The sequence below is a fragment of the Eubacterium aggregans genome (assembly GCF_900107815.1).
Taxonomy (GTDB): domain Bacteria; phylum Bacillota; class Clostridia; order Eubacteriales; family Eubacteriaceae; genus Eubacterium_O; species Eubacterium_O aggregans.
Map to the genome: position 1 here is coordinate 83219 of NZ_FNRK01000012.1, position 13955 is coordinate 97173.

17 protein-coding genes, 1 other RNA gene and 1 pseudogene are annotated in these 13955 nt (G+C 43.8%); 5 read left to right on the forward strand and 14 right to left on the reverse strand.

Annotated elements, in window-relative coordinates:
* Nucleotide 1: 1 nt before the first annotated feature.
* The 6 genes from BLW33_RS08370 to BLW33_RS08395 all read right to left on the reverse strand — a co-directional run bounded on the left by BLW33_RS08370 (nt 2) and on the right by BLW33_RS08395 (nt 4563).
* Nucleotides 2–526 carry a PRC-barrel domain-containing protein gene (locus BLW33_RS08370; protein ID WP_090307556.1) on the reverse strand — a complete coding sequence of 175 codons (525 nt, stop codon included), beginning with the start codon at nt 524–526 and terminating at the stop codon, nt 2–4.
* A gap of 99 nt (nt 527–625) precedes the next feature.
* Nucleotides 626–1003 (reverse strand): iron-sulfur cluster assembly scaffold protein, encoded by a 378-nt coding sequence (locus BLW33_RS08375; RefSeq protein ID WP_090307558.1) that lies wholly within the window; start codon nt 1001–1003, stop codon nt 626–628.
* A 65-nt stretch (nt 1004–1068) separates the two neighbouring features.
* Nucleotides 1069–2274: a cysteine desulfurase NifS gene (gene nifS / locus BLW33_RS08380; RefSeq protein ID WP_090307561.1), complete on the reverse strand. Its 1206-nt coding sequence runs from the start codon at nt 2272–2274 to the stop codon at nt 1069–1071.
* A 44-nt stretch (nt 2275–2318) separates the two neighbouring features.
* Nucleotides 2319–2753: an RrF2 family transcriptional regulator gene (locus BLW33_RS08385; protein ID WP_090307564.1), complete on the reverse strand. Its 435-nt coding sequence runs from the start codon at nt 2751–2753 to the stop codon at nt 2319–2321.
* 155 nt (nt 2754–2908) lie between these two features.
* Nucleotides 2909–3991, reverse strand: coding sequence for an HRDC domain-containing protein (locus tag BLW33_RS08390; RefSeq protein WP_090307566.1), 1083 nt, complete (start codon nt 3989–3991; stop codon nt 2909–2911).
* A gap of 146 nt (nt 3992–4137) precedes the next feature.
* A complete protein-coding gene (locus BLW33_RS08395; protein ID WP_143032611.1) occupies nt 4138–4563 on the reverse strand; it encodes a hypothetical protein in 426 nt (141 codons plus the stop codon).
* Between the two features lie 146 nt (nt 4564–4709).
* Here BLW33_RS08395 and ffs point away from each other — a divergent pair.
* Nucleotides 4710–4975: signal recognition particle sRNA large type (gene ffs, locus BLW33_RS08400), an RNA gene on the forward strand.
* Nucleotides 4976–4984: 9 nt separating this feature from the next.
* Here the strand turns inward: ffs and BLW33_RS08405 are convergent.
* Nucleotides 4985–5596: an NUDIX hydrolase gene (locus BLW33_RS08405; protein ID WP_090307572.1), complete on the reverse strand. Its 612-nt coding sequence runs from the start codon at nt 5594–5596 to the stop codon at nt 4985–4987.
* Between the two features lie 111 nt (nt 5597–5707).
* On the opposite strand from BLW33_RS08405, the gene BLW33_RS08410 reads away from it, so the two are divergent.
* Together BLW33_RS08410 and BLW33_RS08415 are read left to right on the forward strand one after the other, a co-directional pair.
* Entirely contained in the window at nt 5708–6091 is a 384-nt protein-coding gene (locus BLW33_RS08410) for a desulfoferrodoxin family protein (protein ID WP_090243292.1), read from the forward strand.
* Nucleotides 6092–6233: 142 nt separating this feature from the next.
* Nucleotides 6234–6569, forward strand: a complete 336-nt coding sequence (locus tag BLW33_RS08415) for a helix-turn-helix domain-containing protein (RefSeq protein WP_090307575.1) — start codon at nt 6234–6236, stop codon at nt 6567–6569.
* 67 nt (nt 6570–6636) lie between these two features.
* Here BLW33_RS08415 and BLW33_RS08420 read toward each other — a convergent pair whose 3' ends face one another.
* The 5 genes from BLW33_RS08420 to BLW33_RS08440 all read right to left on the reverse strand — a co-directional run bounded on the left by BLW33_RS08420 (nt 6637) and on the right by BLW33_RS08440 (nt 10956).
* Nucleotides 6637–7365, reverse strand: coding sequence for an amino acid ABC transporter ATP-binding protein (locus BLW33_RS08420; RefSeq protein WP_090243294.1), 729 nt, complete (start codon nt 7363–7365; stop codon nt 6637–6639).
* Nucleotides 7346–8011: an amino acid ABC transporter permease gene (locus tag BLW33_RS08425; RefSeq protein WP_207647815.1), complete on the reverse strand. Its 666-nt coding sequence runs from the start codon at nt 8009–8011 to the stop codon at nt 7346–7348. Before BLW33_RS08425 ends, BLW33_RS08420 begins: the two co-directional genes overlap by 20 nt.
* Before the next feature lie 86 nt (nt 8012–8097).
* Nucleotides 8098–8877, reverse strand: a complete 780-nt coding sequence (locus tag BLW33_RS08430; protein WP_090307577.1) for a transporter substrate-binding domain-containing protein — start codon at nt 8875–8877, stop codon at nt 8098–8100.
* A gap of 117 nt (nt 8878–8994) precedes the next feature.
* Nucleotides 8995–10494 (reverse strand): hypothetical protein, encoded by a 1500-nt coding sequence (locus tag BLW33_RS08435; RefSeq protein ID WP_090307579.1) that lies wholly within the window; start codon nt 10492–10494, stop codon nt 8995–8997.
* A gap of 3 nt (nt 10495–10497) precedes the next feature.
* Nucleotides 10498–10956, reverse strand: a complete 459-nt coding sequence (locus BLW33_RS08440) for a hypothetical protein (protein ID WP_090307581.1) — start codon at nt 10954–10956, stop codon at nt 10498–10500.
* A gap of 424 nt (nt 10957–11380) precedes the next feature.
* Between BLW33_RS08440 and BLW33_RS08445 the strand changes: the two genes are divergently transcribed.
* Both BLW33_RS08445 and BLW33_RS08450 read left to right on the forward strand, forming a co-directional pair.
* Nucleotides 11381–12487, forward strand: coding sequence for an LCP family protein (locus BLW33_RS08445; protein ID WP_090307595.1), 1107 nt, complete (start codon nt 11381–11383; stop codon nt 12485–12487).
* Nucleotides 12488–12898: a GtrA family protein gene (locus BLW33_RS08450; protein ID WP_090307583.1), complete on the forward strand. Its 411-nt coding sequence runs from the start codon at nt 12488–12490 to the stop codon at nt 12896–12898.
* Between the two features lie 5 nt (nt 12899–12903).
* Here BLW33_RS08450 and BLW33_RS08455 read toward each other — a convergent pair whose 3' ends face one another.
* Together BLW33_RS08455 and BLW33_RS08460 are read right to left on the reverse strand one after the other, a co-directional pair.
* Nucleotides 12904–13596, reverse strand: a complete 693-nt coding sequence (locus BLW33_RS08455; RefSeq protein ID WP_176966673.1) for a glycosyltransferase family protein — start codon at nt 13594–13596, stop codon at nt 12904–12906.
* Between the two features lie 48 nt (nt 13597–13644).
* Nucleotides 13645–13955 (reverse strand): annotated as a pseudogene (locus tag BLW33_RS08460) (IS1634 family transposase); the annotation flags it as partial.

A 13955-nucleotide genomic window follows, 5' to 3' on the forward strand; every position in this document is an offset into this window, starting at 1 on the left:
TTCAGTCCTCCCCTAAAACCTTATTGAACACACCACCACTCCTCTTGGATTGTGGGATTTCATAAAAATAATGCTGATAATGGATCACCCCATCCTGAGATGTCATCTGATCCATGGGAATGACAGCATATCCCCGATCCATATCATCAAAGAAGCTTCTGGAAATCTCAAATTCCTGTACTTTACAATCCTCTCCAACCCGGGCATCCGCCACCCGTCCGATGAGGGTCCCGGCGTAATCGACAACCGTTAGCTTGAACAGGGAATCACTGCCTGCCATGGCGGCCTTCATTTCCTTGGCTGATAAACGCTTCAAGGCCGACTCATCTGACAGCTTCAATACATCCGCCGACAAGGTGACAACATCCTCCGGGCGAATAAAAAGGGCTTTACTCCATAACCCTCCCATGGAGAGCACCAGAGCGTCTATGCGCCCATCCCGAATCCGGATATCTTTTATCAGTCCTCGGACCTGTCCATTTTCGCCACAATGGACTGGCAAGTTGATCCATCGACTTGCTTTCATATCTTCACTCCTTTACAGCATATCTGCATATTATTATACCACAGCTCTTCTTTCAATATATTAAAAAAACCGCAAGATGCGGTCTTTTTTTGACAAGCTTTACACCTGTTTTGATTTATAATCCTCAATGGCAGCGGCAATGGCTTCAGCAGCCAATACGGAGCAGTGAATTTTTTCATGGGGCAGGCCACCTAAGGCCTCGACCACTTCAGAGTTTTTCAGCTTAGCGGCATCCTCAATGGACCGACCCTTAATCATCTCCGTTGCCATGGAGCTGGTAGCAATCGCCGCCCCACAGCCAAAGGTTTTAAAGCTTGCGTCCTCAATTATCCCATCGTCTGAGATTTTAAGGTACATTTTCATAATATCGCCACAAGCGGGGCTTCCCACCTGTCCCACAGCATTGGCATCGGCCATTTCACCGACATTCTTTGGGTTTTGGAATTCTTCCATAACCTTATCTGTATATTCCATCATTGTATTGTTCCTCCAATTTTTCTTTATTTTTCAGCATTTTGTTTTTTATTAAATTTTAACCATTTCTAATGATGATGATGACCATGATCGTACACAGCGTCATCAATGGGGGTACTGGCATCAACGGGCGACATCATACGAAGGCGTTCGATAATGGTGACCAGATTATCCACCACAAAATCGATATCTTCCCTGGTAGTATGACGGCCGATGGTCAGCCTGAGGGAGCCATGGGCTATTCCAGCGGGCAGACCAATGGCTAAAAGTACATGGGAAGGGTCCAGAGAACCCGAGGTACATGCCGATCCACTGGATCCGGCCACCCCAATGAGGTCTAAGCTCAATAGAATGGACTCGCCTTCAATGTATTCAAAACAAAAATTCGCATTCCCAGGCAAACGCTCGGTTGGATGTCCATTTAGACGCACCTGAGGAATTTTGGTCATTACCCCTTCAATGAGGGCATCCCTCAAATCCTTCATGTGGGCAATGTTCGCATCCATTTCTTCACTGGCTAACTCAGCAGCTTTTCCAAACCCCACAATAGCAGGGGTGTTTTCCGTTCCAGCACGGCGTCTCCGTTCCTGGGCCCCGCCGTCGATTAAATTTTCAATGGGAACACCCTTTCGGATATACAGGGCGCCAACCCCTTTGGGACCGTAAATCTTATGACTGGACAGGGACATTAAATCAACATTCAGGTCCTTTACGTCAATGGGAATGTTCCCCAGAGCCTGGACCGCGTCTGTATGGAAGATGATCCCTTTGGGCTTGACGATTTCGGCAATGGCCTTAATGGGCTCCACAGTCCCAATTTCATTATTAGCAAACATAATGGACACCAGGATGGTTTCATCCCGAATGGCCGCTTTTAAATCTTCCAGGGAAATCAACCCATATTCATCCACTGGCAGATAGGTTACTTCAAAACCCTCCCGTTCCAGTGTCTGACAAGTGTGAAGCACGGCGTGGTGTTCAATAGTCGTAGTAATAATATGGTTCCCTTTTTTTCTGTTTTTTCGGGCAACCCCTTTAATCGCCCAGTTGTCCGATTCGGAACCCCCAGCCGTGAAATACACTTCTTTGGGATCAGCACCGATAATATCAGCAACCTGGCGCCGGGCGTTTTCCACCGCCCGCTTGGCTTCGTGTCCTTCCTGATATACGGATGAGGGATTCCCGTAGTATTCAGAGAAATAAGGAAGCATCTCTGGCAGTACCCGTTCATCCACCGGTGTGGTGGCCGCATTGTCTAAATATATCCGTTTCATAAGTCTAACACCTCTTTCAATACCTCTATCTTAATTGATTTATCTTAATCTTCTACTGGTAAAACCGCACCACTCTGGATAAGCAAATCCTCCAAAGTCCGATGGTCAATAATCCCCCGGATACTATCCTGGACTTCCATCCACAATCCCCGGGTGACACAATCTGCGGATTTTTTACAGACAAAACCTTCAGGACCACCAACACATTCGGCCAATTCAATGGGCCCCTCTAATGCGTCAATAATCTGTCCCACTGTGATCTCTGCCGGTGGCCTGGACAGCTGGTAGCCGCCACGGGCACCACGCAAGCTTTTAATGAGTCCTGATTTTTTTAGGGCTGAAAATAATTGCTCCATGTAGGCGTTGGAGAAGTCCTGAATCGCCGCAATCTCTTTAATCGATATGGGTCCGTCACCATAACGCCGGGCTAATTCATACATAGCCAACACGCCATATCGGCCTTTCGTCGACAATCGCATTCGTCTTCCTCCTTTATTCCTAGTATTCCACTTGGATTTAATGGTATTATAACATGTTTCGTAAATGTTGCAAGCCCCTAGGTTGTTTTTTTCTCAAAAATTAAGAAAAACGGAGGATTCGAACCCATAGGCTCGACCTCCGTTTAAAGTATGCATTAACTCGGTGCATGTTTAACCATCGTGATGATGGCATTGCCATAAGTATTACAGCGATCTGCGTTAAATCCAGGAATCGTCCGCAGCTCCTTTAAGGTTTGGGGCTTCATATTAACAATGCCATCCAAGGCCCGATTGTCAAAGATTTCAAAGACTGAAATCCTCTGGGCATCTGCTTGCTGCTTGCGCCACAACACCAGAGCGTCCCGCAGGGCCAGTTCTGAACGGGTAAAGCGGTCTTCCGGACGATATTTTTTAATATGACGGGCCTCCCGGATTTTCTCCCGTTCCTCCGAAGACAGTTCCGTCAAAACATCCCCGGTCACTGCCCGGGCCTCTTCACAGGCACTTTCTTCCTGACGTTTTGCCTCCCGGGCTGCTTCCATTTCTTCTTTTAGTGCCTGAAGCCGGACCTCTAGCTGGTCGGATTTTTCAAGGACATCGAGGACCTGTTCAAACTGCGTCATTTCCTCTGCGGAGAAAACTGGATCAGAGACCATCATATCCTTTTCCAGTACACGGGTGAAATCCTTGGTGTTTAGCACCCGGGCATTTCCAGTGACTTCCACTGAGCGCAGCTCACACCGATCACTGAATACCACATAGGATTTATACAAGCTCCCATCCGTACTCGGGAAAAAGGCCATAAAATCTGTAATGGCCCCATCATTTTCCCAAATGGGATTTTCCACAAAATTACGCTCATCTGTTGCAATAAAATGGGTCCACCAGTGGCTTTCCTCCCGGCCGAGGATCCACCCCTCCATATCCATATAGTGAAAGACATAAATACCCGAAGCACAAAGCATCACCAAAGGCAAAACCGCTGTGCTGCCATTCTCCCGGGGGACATATAGATTCGTGTAAACCTTGCTTTTCCCAACATCGATGGCTTCTATCATTTGGGTGAGCATTTGTTCACTGGGATTGTCCCGGCTAAAATCAATGACAGGCATTAGTACTTCTGCCGTTTCTTTTTTAGATTCTGTAACGCTAAACTTCTTTTTCGTTATAAAAACAATGACTCCAACGATGACGATGAGTATTGCAAAATAGACGATTCCTAAGACTGGTGAAATCATGGTTTTCTCCTTTTTTCAAGATGCACCCATTATATCATAAAACCATAATCATAGATTAACTTTCTTTCAAAGGATATCCAGAATACCAATTTGAGTGATCATTGCTCCTGTTTTATCCCCATGAAACAATCTATTCTGTTTTTGGATCAGCGGTCCCTTTCATCATCCTTGTTTTTGTTGAGTACAGGCAATGATTGAGCCTTGGATTTAGATTTCTCATCAAAGGTTGACACATAAAGATATTTGCGAATGCCAAAGAGAATGGCGATTCCGATGATGCACAGCAGATATTCCAGTGCCGATGCGTGCTCCACCACTAACTGACGGGCAATAGAAAATAAAAGAATCTCAATCACCGAGCCTGGGGTTTGCTTGATCAGCATTTTTAAAAATTCAACCCCAATGATCACACTAAAGGCCTTTCCTAAGAAATCGGAAAGTCCAAAAATATCGGCATTAGTCTGCGTGATTCCCGTGTATAGCTGTAATCCTAAAGCGACCAATGCTGCCAACAATGCAATAATTAACATCACTGCAATGATGAGCTCAAAATAATAAACGAAATGTAACACTTTTTGAAAGAACTTATTTGTCATACGACTTACTATATTCCCTTCTCTGCAGAATTTACTGCGTCTTCTTTTATTATCTAATTTGTAAGCGTTATGTCAAGTGGAATTATTTGACATGTCTCTCTTTATTCTGTATAATAAGTGAATCACACTAGACGGGGAGGTAGCGGTGCCCTGTAACCTGCAATCCGCTATAGCAGGGTTGAATTCCCCAAAGAGGTTCCATTTTTTAGAGTCTGCCGGTATTAAGTGGTGTTGACGTTTGGACCCTCCGCAATAAAAACTTATGAACCCTGTCAGATCCGGAAGGAAGCAGCAGTAAGTAAGACCTTTTATGTGCCGGAGGATTATCTGAATTGAGCTAACTGATAGTGTAACGTCTGAAGGATGTCTATCGATGCGGGGTGTGTGTTTTTTTATTTCAATCGATTTTCGGTATCCAGGTCTTGTCCCGATAAGCGGCGTAACACATTTCCACAGTATCTTTTGTAATACGGTGGGACAAGGGGGGTAACGCTCCTAACGAAAAGAAATCGGCTGCCTCAGTCTCAATATTCTCCACAAAATGTCCGCCTTCTATGTCACAAAGCATAAATACCTTATAAATTGAAAAGGGGCAGTTTTTTTGGCTCCTGAGCCAATCCATCATGGCCACCAGACGGGTGGCGTGGACCACCATCCCCGCTTCCTCACGTACTTCTTTTTCGACATTTTCTTTAACGGATAGACCAATGTCTGCCCAGCCTCCAGGCATGGACCATTTTCCATCCTGTGCCTCTTTTACTAGGAGAATCCGATCATTCTTAAAAACAGCCCCACGGACATCCACCTTTGGTGTCTGATAGCCCGTTTCATTGCAAAATAAGTCTTTAATCTGATTGGTATCGACCTCTGTGTACGTTTCTAAAATTTCGATGGACAATGCCCGGAAGGCCTCATATCGTTCTATATCAAATTGATTATCACAATAAGCCAGCCCGCATTGGGCCAAGGATTGAATTTTTTTTGCCCAAGTGAGCCATTTTTCTTCCATATTATCTTCCTTCTTTAAAATTTTTTTAAACAAAGCCGTTTTTTTAATGCTTTTTAAGAAACCCTATGCTATACTAAAACTAATCATTAACTCATAGAGGAGGTCAATAAAATGTGTGAACCAAGATTCTACCGTTGCGCACACTGTGGCAATATCTTAGGGATTGTCAATGATGGAGGTGTTACCCCCATTTGTTGTGGTGAAAAAATGACTTTATTAAACCCTAATACCACGGATGGTGCTCACGAAAAACATGTACCAGTTATAACCGTTGATGGTAATTTAGTCACTGTTGATGTTGGCAGCGTTGCTCATCCGATGCAGGTTGAACATTACATTCAGTGGATTTGTCTGGAAACTGCAGAAGGTAACCAGCGCAAATGCCTCAAGCCTGGTGATGAACCAAAAGCAACCTTTGCTCTGGCACCTGGCGACAAAGCCATTGCGGCTTACGAATATTGTAACCTACACGGTTTATGGAAAGCAATGGTATAGTATATTATTTTTGAACGGAACGGTCTGGGAACGGGCCGTTTTTTTGATACCGCCATTAACACTTTTATGTTGTTAATCCAAAATCTTTTATAGCGTTATTTATTTCATTCAATTCCTGTTAGAATGGTATTGAGGTATTTGAATGGATCACTTAAAACATTTACGGGAATCCCGTGATTTAAGTCAACGTCAATTGGCGGATCTTCTAGGCTTAAGTCAACAGTCAATTTATAAATACGAAAAAGATCTTGCTGAACCTGACTTCTACACATTAAAAGCTTTTGCTGATTTTTTTCATACATCCATTGATTTTTTATTAGATTATAAACCAGATACTTGTGCTTACACTATCCGGGAAAATGGGCCAGAACTGTCTCCCTCGGAGGTGCATCATCTGAACCTATATCGACGCATTCCCAAAGGAGTGCAAGCCGCTTTTAATGTTATTTTAGAAGCCTTAACGTCAAAAGAGAAATGATGAAACCCCTCGTTATCTTAAAAGATAGCGGGGGGTTTTATGTTTTAGGATTATTTTGTGTTTTTTCTTAAAGCACCATATTTAAGAAATCAATAGTTCTTTGATTCTGGGGATTGCCGAAAACATCACTCGGTTTCCCTTCTTCTACGATGTAGCCATCATCAATAAAAACAACACGATCTGCCACTTCCCGAGCAAAGCCCATCTCATGGGTTACAACCACCATGGTCATCCCCTCCTGAGCTAAACTTTTCATAACATTTAAAACTTCCCCAACCATCTCAGGGTCTAGTGCACTGGTGGGTTCATCAAAAAGCATCACATCCGGATTCATGGCTAACGCCCGGGCAATGGCCACACGTTGCTGTTGCCCACCAGAAAGCATTCCTGGATAAGCATCTTCTTTCTCGGACATCCCAACGCGTTTCAAAAGTTTTCGCCCCACTTCTTCTGCCTGTTCCTGACTCATCAGTTTTAAAGAAATCGGTGAAAAGGTGATATTTTTAAGTACCGTCATATGGGGAAAGAGGTTGAATTGTTGAAAAACCATCCCAATGTTTCGACGGTATAAATTGATATCCGCATGACTTCCAGTAATTTCATTGCCATCCACTACAATGGTTCCGCTGGTAGCCTCTTCCAACGCATTAATACAACGTAACATCGTACTTTTCCCAGAGCCAGATGGTCCGATGACGCAAACAACCTCACCCTCCTCAACGGAAAAATCAATATCCTTCAAAACTTCTAACTCACCAAAACTCTTTTTCAAATTATTAATTTCTATTTTTGCCATATTGTAGCCTCCCTTCGATATAGGATGAAATTTTCGAGAGGATCATGATAATCACAAAGTAAATGACACCAACAATCAGCCACATCTTAAAGGACTCCAAATTATTGGCAATGATGAGCTTCCCAGCCTGGGTCAGCTCCGCCATCCCAATGACGGAAAGAATGGAGCTATCTTTCAGCGTGATGATACACTGATTGACCAATGCCGGAATCATCGTCCGTACTGCCTGGGGTAAGATTACCTTACGCATGGCCATAGGATAGGGTAGACCTAAACTACGGGCCGCCTCCATCTGGCCCTTGGGAACAGATTGAATTCCCCCTCTGACAAGCTCTGCCGTGTACGCCCCAGCATTGAGACTCAGAGTAATAATCCCGGCCACAATGGCCTCCATACGGATATTAAGGGCACTGGTCATCCCAAAGTAAATAAAAAAAGCCTGAACAATCAGTGGCGTCCCCCTTATGATATCGACATATACTCTGGAAATACCTCTGAGTATCTTTTTAGGGGATACTGATAACAGGCCGAAGATTAATCCCAACACTGCTGCGATACAGAGCGAAATCAATGTCGCTTCAACCGTGACCCATAACCCCTGCATTAAACGCGGCCAGGTCTGGATCAATAATTCAAATATATTCACAATGTCTCCTTTCCAGAACGATACGCAGTACCAGGTATCCACCCAATACTGCGTTCCGGACTTTAATATGTGATTTTCTTAATCAATTATTTGGCAATATAGGTATCGATAATTTCCTGATATTTTCCATTTTCCTTGATGTTCTTCAAGCCAGCATTAAACTTTTCAATCAGTTCAGCATTCTTACCTTTAGAAACAGCCAAGCCATAAGGACTCCCATTCTGGAGCTCGCCTATCATCTTAAGAGGCTGACCCTTTGTAATGGCATAACCTAATACTGGATAATCTTCAAAGCATGCTGCTGCATTGCCAGATTTTACATCTTCATACATATTGGCAGAATCTTCAAAAGTGGTTAAAGTAAACCCATATTTATCTTTAATGGAATCTGCAAATTGATATCCTTCTGTCCCTGTTTTAACGGCCACTTTCTTACCCTTAAGGTCCTCGTAGGATTTGATATCGTTATTATCGGCAGCAACAGCCATCCCCACACCGGATTCAAAGTAAGGATTTGAGAAATCGAATTTCTGTTTTCTTTCATCCGTAATGCTCATTCCAGCGATGACGCCATCAACTTGCTGGGATTCCAGAGCCTGAACGGCAGCATTGAAGCCTAAGACCTTGAGTTCGTATTTAAATCCCTGATCTTCTGAAATGGCTTTTAACAAATCCATATCAATCCCAACCATTTCACCTTTTTCATTTTCAAATTCAAACGGGGCAAAGGTTGTATCTGTTGCGATGACATAGGTCTTATCCCCACCATCAGAACCACTGTTGGTGCTGCCGGATGAGCAGGCTGCAAGGGAACACACCATTGCCAAAACCAATACAACTATACCGATTTTTGCAAATCTCTTCATTACAAAATCCTCCTATAAACATAAATTTATTGTTAAAATTATACCATTATTATGTTCTTGATGCAAGAAAAAAAGGATTGGCGGCCCTTATAAACCGCCAGTCCCACCTATATCTGCTTAAATCTCAGGGTGCATGCTCAAATATTTCTGTAATGCGTCTAAATCCCCTTCATCGATAATGATTTCAGATTCCCCGCTATCCAGCAATACCTCATCCGGTAAAACCGTGATAATCGCATCCTCATAGTCCATAGGGCGATGTGTTGCAATTCGACGTTCTCGCTGCTCAATATCCGCCTGCCGTTTAGCCAAGTCAGCTTCCATTGAATCCAAGTCGTCAATGCGACTGTTAATTTGCTGGGATAAACGGATTAAATCATCCAACACCTCATCCACCAAGTACTGCTTATTCACAATGGTTTGGAGTTTATCCCGGACGATATTGCCCGTTTCCGCAATTTCATCGTCTGAGGATAGGGTGTCAATTTGTTCCAATTCCACTTTGAAGCTTTCCACTGCTTTTTTAAGATTCGTCGTATCACGACTGGATGTTCCCACCTCGGTCATCAAGCTGCCCAAGCGGTTTTCCAGCTCTGCCAAATCCGTAGCATCTGGTGCTGCCCCATCTTCCAAACTATCCTCGGAATCAAACAACGCAGATTCCACAGGAGTGCTGGTTTCAGCTTCTGACTCTATCACTAAGGGTTCTTCTGCCACATCTTCTGTTTCAAAGGAAGCCAAATCGCTCGCTTCATTGATTTCTTCATCAAACAATATCGAGGCCTGCCCATCTTCTATCGGCATTTTCTCTGAAACCGATTCCTCCACCAATATCTCAGGAGCGGTATCCATCGCCTCTTCTAATGATAATGTAGGCTCTAAACTCTCGTCAGAATCCTTGGAATCCGAAGAATCTGCCCTTTTGACTTCCGATAAATCAATAATCCCTGTATCACTGGTGATCACCAAATCATCAAAAAGACTTTCTTCCAATTGTACGACGCCTACTGGTATTTCCTGGGTAATGGCTGATGGTGGTAAATCCTCCAGGGAGTCACCCTCTTCAACAATCATTTCTTCTTCCAAAACAGCTTGGGTGTCCTCCCACTCTGCCGCATTGAGCTCGTCAAAAAGTGAAAGCTCTTCCTCATCACTGGATAGTGCCGAGTAAATATCATCCAGCTCCCGTTCCTCAACCTCATGATCCCGACCGGACAGCCATGCCTTTTTTTCCTTCAAATCAGCAATGGGAACACCATAAAACCTTTGCCAGAGTAAATGCGCTATAATAACGAGAACAAGATCAGCACCTGTATTGATAAACAATAAGCGACTGCTAACACCAAAGGCCATCATCATATCGACAAGGATAATAATCCCATCTGCAACGAGGATAAAGATTGCTGCCGCCCAAAAACGTCGCGCTAATCCTGTAATATCACCGATTCCCATGATCAATATTTTAATTCCAACAAAAAAACCTGCGATGATCATCATATTCGTATCAAAACCACTTCCCATCAGGGATAATGCAATGGTGGTCCCAAAGGTCGTCAGTATCACTGCAATACAATCAAAAATTAATAATAAACCAAGTCTGTCACTATTTCCGCCCATCTGCTACTCCTCTTCGTTTCCATTATCGGTTTGGGATTCTGGATTAGATTCTGATGCATCCGCCAACTGCGGTAAAGCCGCCCCCAAGGAACCTGCCAATAAATCGGTATCCTTAATCATTTCTTCCATTTCACGAATTTTATCATACTCCTGACGAAGGATGGCTTCCCGACGGCTCAGCACCGCCTCCCGTTCCTTTAGATGATTGAAAATATCCTTAAGGGACGATAAAATGGCCTGTACTTCAGCCTCACGCCGTTCCACATCCTCTAGTTTCTGAATAAAATCCTGGGAATCCCCGTCAGTGGGATCCACCTGTTTCGGCGTTGTATCCGCAGATACCTCTTCTCCCATTAAATCCTTCAGCAATGCATCCTTCTCAAAGATTTGTTGCTCAATTGCATCTTTCGGTGATTGTCCGATTCCACCTTCCATTCCATATCCACGGCTCATATCTTTCATTTCAGCCACTCCCTACTTTATTCTATATTTCAAAAATCTCATATCATTTCAAGTAATCTCTGCTTATTATAGCAGAAATGGGCATAAATGTATAACATCTTTCGGAAAAAACTCACGTCAAACCATGGAATTATGGTATAATGTTCAATATTTTAAAAAATTATTAAAAAAGCGAGGTAATCATTTGGATTATTCTAGGAAACAGAAACAAAACCCAAATCAGGCACCCGGTGATTATCGCAACGTCGCCAAACCTCAGAAAAAAACGACATCGGGAAAAGCTACTAAAAACTTACAAACAACTCAAAAGATATCCTCTTCCCAGGATCGCCATACACAGCAAACCGCAGCAGAGCAAGCTGCAGCTGCCCGTTCCCGACAAAAACGGCTGGCGCGACAACAAGCCAAACAATCCAAAAAAACTATGATGAACCGCGAATCCTCCAAAGAACAGCGGCCCACTAATTCCAGCCCTCCCCCCCAGCGACCAACCCCACCGCCTAAAAAGAAAAAAAAGCTAAGCCCTTTTAAAAAACGGGTCATTCTTGTGGTTCTTCTTCTTTTAGCCGGTTCGACGGCCTACGCAGCTTTTCAGATTATGGGGAACTTAAATAAGGATCTTTCCTCCCAAGATTTAAGCAGATACGGTATTAGTTCAAGTGCGGCCAACGTCGCCCAGGATCACCGCATTGTCAATGTTGCCATCTTTGGCGTGGATGGACGGGAAGATGTCGAGGGTGAGCGCTCAGACTCAACCATGATTGCCACCGCCGATTTCGAGCATGGCGGCATCAAAATCACTTCCCTCATGCGGGATACCTATGTTTATATCGATTCTGAGAATGACTTTGATAAACTCAATGCAGCCTATGCTCTGGGCGGGCCAACCACCGCACTCAAAACCATCAATCAGAATTTCGATACGGCCATCACAGATTATTTAGTGGTCGATTTTAGCTGTATGGTTGAAATGGTCAATGCCGTTGGCGGCGTCACCGTGGATATCACCTCGGAGGATGAGCTTTATTGGCTCAACCAGTATCTAATGGACGTTAACGATAAGGTCAAGACCAGTTCCCCCGAAGTCGCCGGTACCGGGAGCCAGCTCCTTGATGGCAGCCAGGCCCTGGCCTATTGCAGAATCCGATATGTCGGTAATGGCGATTTCGATCGGACCCAGCGTCAGCGAACGGTCTTCGAACAAGTCATCAATAAAGCCATGAGCCTAAACCCCATCGCCCAATACAGCCTGATCCAGTCCGTAATGCCTTATGTTAAAACCTCTTTAAGCTTCAATGAGATTCTAAAATACGCTGGCAACGCCATGCTGCTCCGTAATCGGTCCATCCAGCAAAAACAAATTCCAACAGAGGATTATGTGGAAACCGGTTATCTCGGTGATGTTTCCTATGTTTTCCCCGTTACCCTGGTGGATAATATTAAGGTGTTGTATAATTTTATTTATGAAATAAATTACACGCCGTCCTCTGAGGCGCAGCAGATTAGTGAAGAAATTCAAGATGTGTGGTAAATGGAAAATTTAATTCGTTTTGTAAAAAGTGAACGCTTCAAAGAAATCTTTCGTTTTGGAATTACAGGCGGCCTTAGTTTTGTGGTTGATTACGCCCTCTTATACCTCCTTACAGAATTTGGCGGCCTTAATTACCTGCTTTCTTCAGGAATTAGTTTCACCGTATCCGTGGTGGTCAACTACTTTCTTTGCGTTTTGTGGGTATTCGAAGGCGCCCAGGAAAAACAAAAGAGTACCAAATCCGTGGTACTCTTTGTCGGCTCCAGTATTGTCGGTCTCTTCATCAATCAGATTTTGATGTGGTTCTTTGTTGAAATTGTTTTGATGTATTATATGTTCGCTAAAATCATCGCAACCATCATCGTCATGGTGTGGAATTATATAATGAAACGAAAAGCGATTGTGGATTAAAGCAGTTACTCCGCCCTCATCAAATATGAGAGACTATTTAAAAACCGTTCAAAATTTTGAGTGTGCTGCTTCTTGAGCACACTCAAAATCACCCCACAAAAGAAATTGATAACGGCAATAATGGCAACGGCACTAATCACAATCAAGGTGGGGTACTTCTCTACGACCCCTGTGTGCATAAAGCTATTCATAATTGGGATAAAAAAACACAGGCAAACTAAAATCATCATTGCACTGATACTCGAGAAAAAAGCAAAGGGCTTTGTATCTCTGAATAGACCAAAAATTGTTCTGATCACCCGCAGTCCATCGGTGTAGGTATTTAGCTTCGATTCACTTCCCTCTGGACGATCCCGATAATCAATGGGGATTTCTAAAATTTGGAAATTAGCGTCTAAAGCAAAAATGGTCATCTCGGTCTCGATTTCAAATCCCTTTGAAATAACGGGAAAGGATTTGACGAACTCTCGACTAAATCCCCGTAACCCCGTCATAATATCTGTCACATCCGCCTTAAATAAGGTGTTAATCATTTTTCGGACAAGAATATTTCCACTATTATGAAATGGTCGTTTATTTTCCGTAAAATAGGTGGAAGAAAGCCGATCACCGATGACCATATCTGCCCTTTTGCCAATAATGGCTTCTTCAATTTGCGGACCATATTTTGCCGGATAGGTATCATCCCCGTCCGTCATAATATAACCTACATTCCCGAAACACCTAACGAGTATCCGCCATCATCCTTAGCACTGCGGTGAAGCTAATAGCGGCCTGACCCCGAGGGAGCGATAGAGTTCTTCCTGTTTCTTTAGAACCTCGCCCTGCACGGGTGCTTTCCCGGGCTCGAGGTAGCATTCGATGACATCAAGCTCATCCAGTACTTCATGGAGTGTATACTTTGAAAAGAGATCCGCCGTTTCCATCCTTTTCTTGATGGACGAGAGGAAGATGAGTGCGATGAATTCAACAAACAGCTTCCCTTCCAGGGCGCTTTCTGAGGATGTTAGGGCTCTGCGCATATTCAAACGGTCTTTTAAATCACCAAAGGCTTTTT

Bases quoted from the DNA above. Each gene is read 5' to 3' on its own strand.
- BLW33_RS08370 (WP_090307556.1), bottom strand. From the start codon at position 526: ATGAAAGCAAGTCGATGGATCAACTTGCCAGTCCATTGTGGCGAAAAT.
- BLW33_RS08375 (WP_090307558.1), bottom strand. From the start codon at position 1,003: ATGATGGAATATACAGATAAGGTTATGGAAGAATTCCAAAACCCAAAG.
- nifS (WP_090307561.1), bottom strand. From the start codon at position 2,274: ATGAAACGGATATATTTAGACAATGCGGCCACCACACCGGTGGATGAA.
- BLW33_RS08385 (WP_090307564.1), bottom strand. From the start codon at position 2,753: ATGCGATTGTCGACGAAAGGCCGATATGGCGTGTTGGCTATGTATGAA.
- BLW33_RS08390 (WP_090307566.1), bottom strand. From the start codon at position 3,991: ATGATTTCACCAGTCTTAGGAATCGTCTATTTTGCAATACTCATCGTC.
- BLW33_RS08405 (WP_090307572.1), bottom strand. From the start codon at position 5,596: ATGGAAGAAAAATGGCTCACTTGGGCAAAAAAAATTCAATCCTTGGCC.
- BLW33_RS08410 (WP_090243292.1), top strand. From the start codon at position 5,708: ATGTGTGAACCAAGATTCTACCGTTGCGCACACTGTGGCAATATCTTA.
- BLW33_RS08415 (WP_090307575.1), top strand. From the start codon at position 6,234: ATGGATCACTTAAAACATTTACGGGAATCCCGTGATTTAAGTCAACGT.
- BLW33_RS08420 (WP_090243294.1), bottom strand. From the start codon at position 7,365: ATGGCAAAAATAGAAATTAATAATTTGAAAAAGAGTTTTGGTGAGTTA.
- BLW33_RS08430 (WP_090307577.1), bottom strand. From the start codon at position 8,877: ATGAAGAGATTTGCAAAAATCGGTATAGTTGTATTGGTTTTGGCAATG.
- BLW33_RS08435 (WP_090307579.1), bottom strand. From the start codon at position 10,494: ATGGGCGGAAATAGTGACAGACTTGGTTTATTATTAATTTTTGATTGT.
- BLW33_RS08440 (WP_090307581.1), bottom strand. From the start codon at position 10,956: ATGAAAGATATGAGCCGTGGATATGGAATGGAAGGTGGAATCGGACAA.
- BLW33_RS08445 (WP_090307595.1), top strand. From the start codon at position 11,381: ATGATGAACCGCGAATCCTCCAAAGAACAGCGGCCCACTAATTCCAGC.
- BLW33_RS08450 (WP_090307583.1), top strand. From the start codon at position 12,488: ATGGAAAATTTAATTCGTTTTGTAAAAAGTGAACGCTTCAAAGAAATC.
- BLW33_RS08455 (WP_176966673.1), bottom strand. From the start codon at position 13,596: ATGACGGACGGGGATGATACCTATCCGGCAAAATATGGTCCGCAAATT.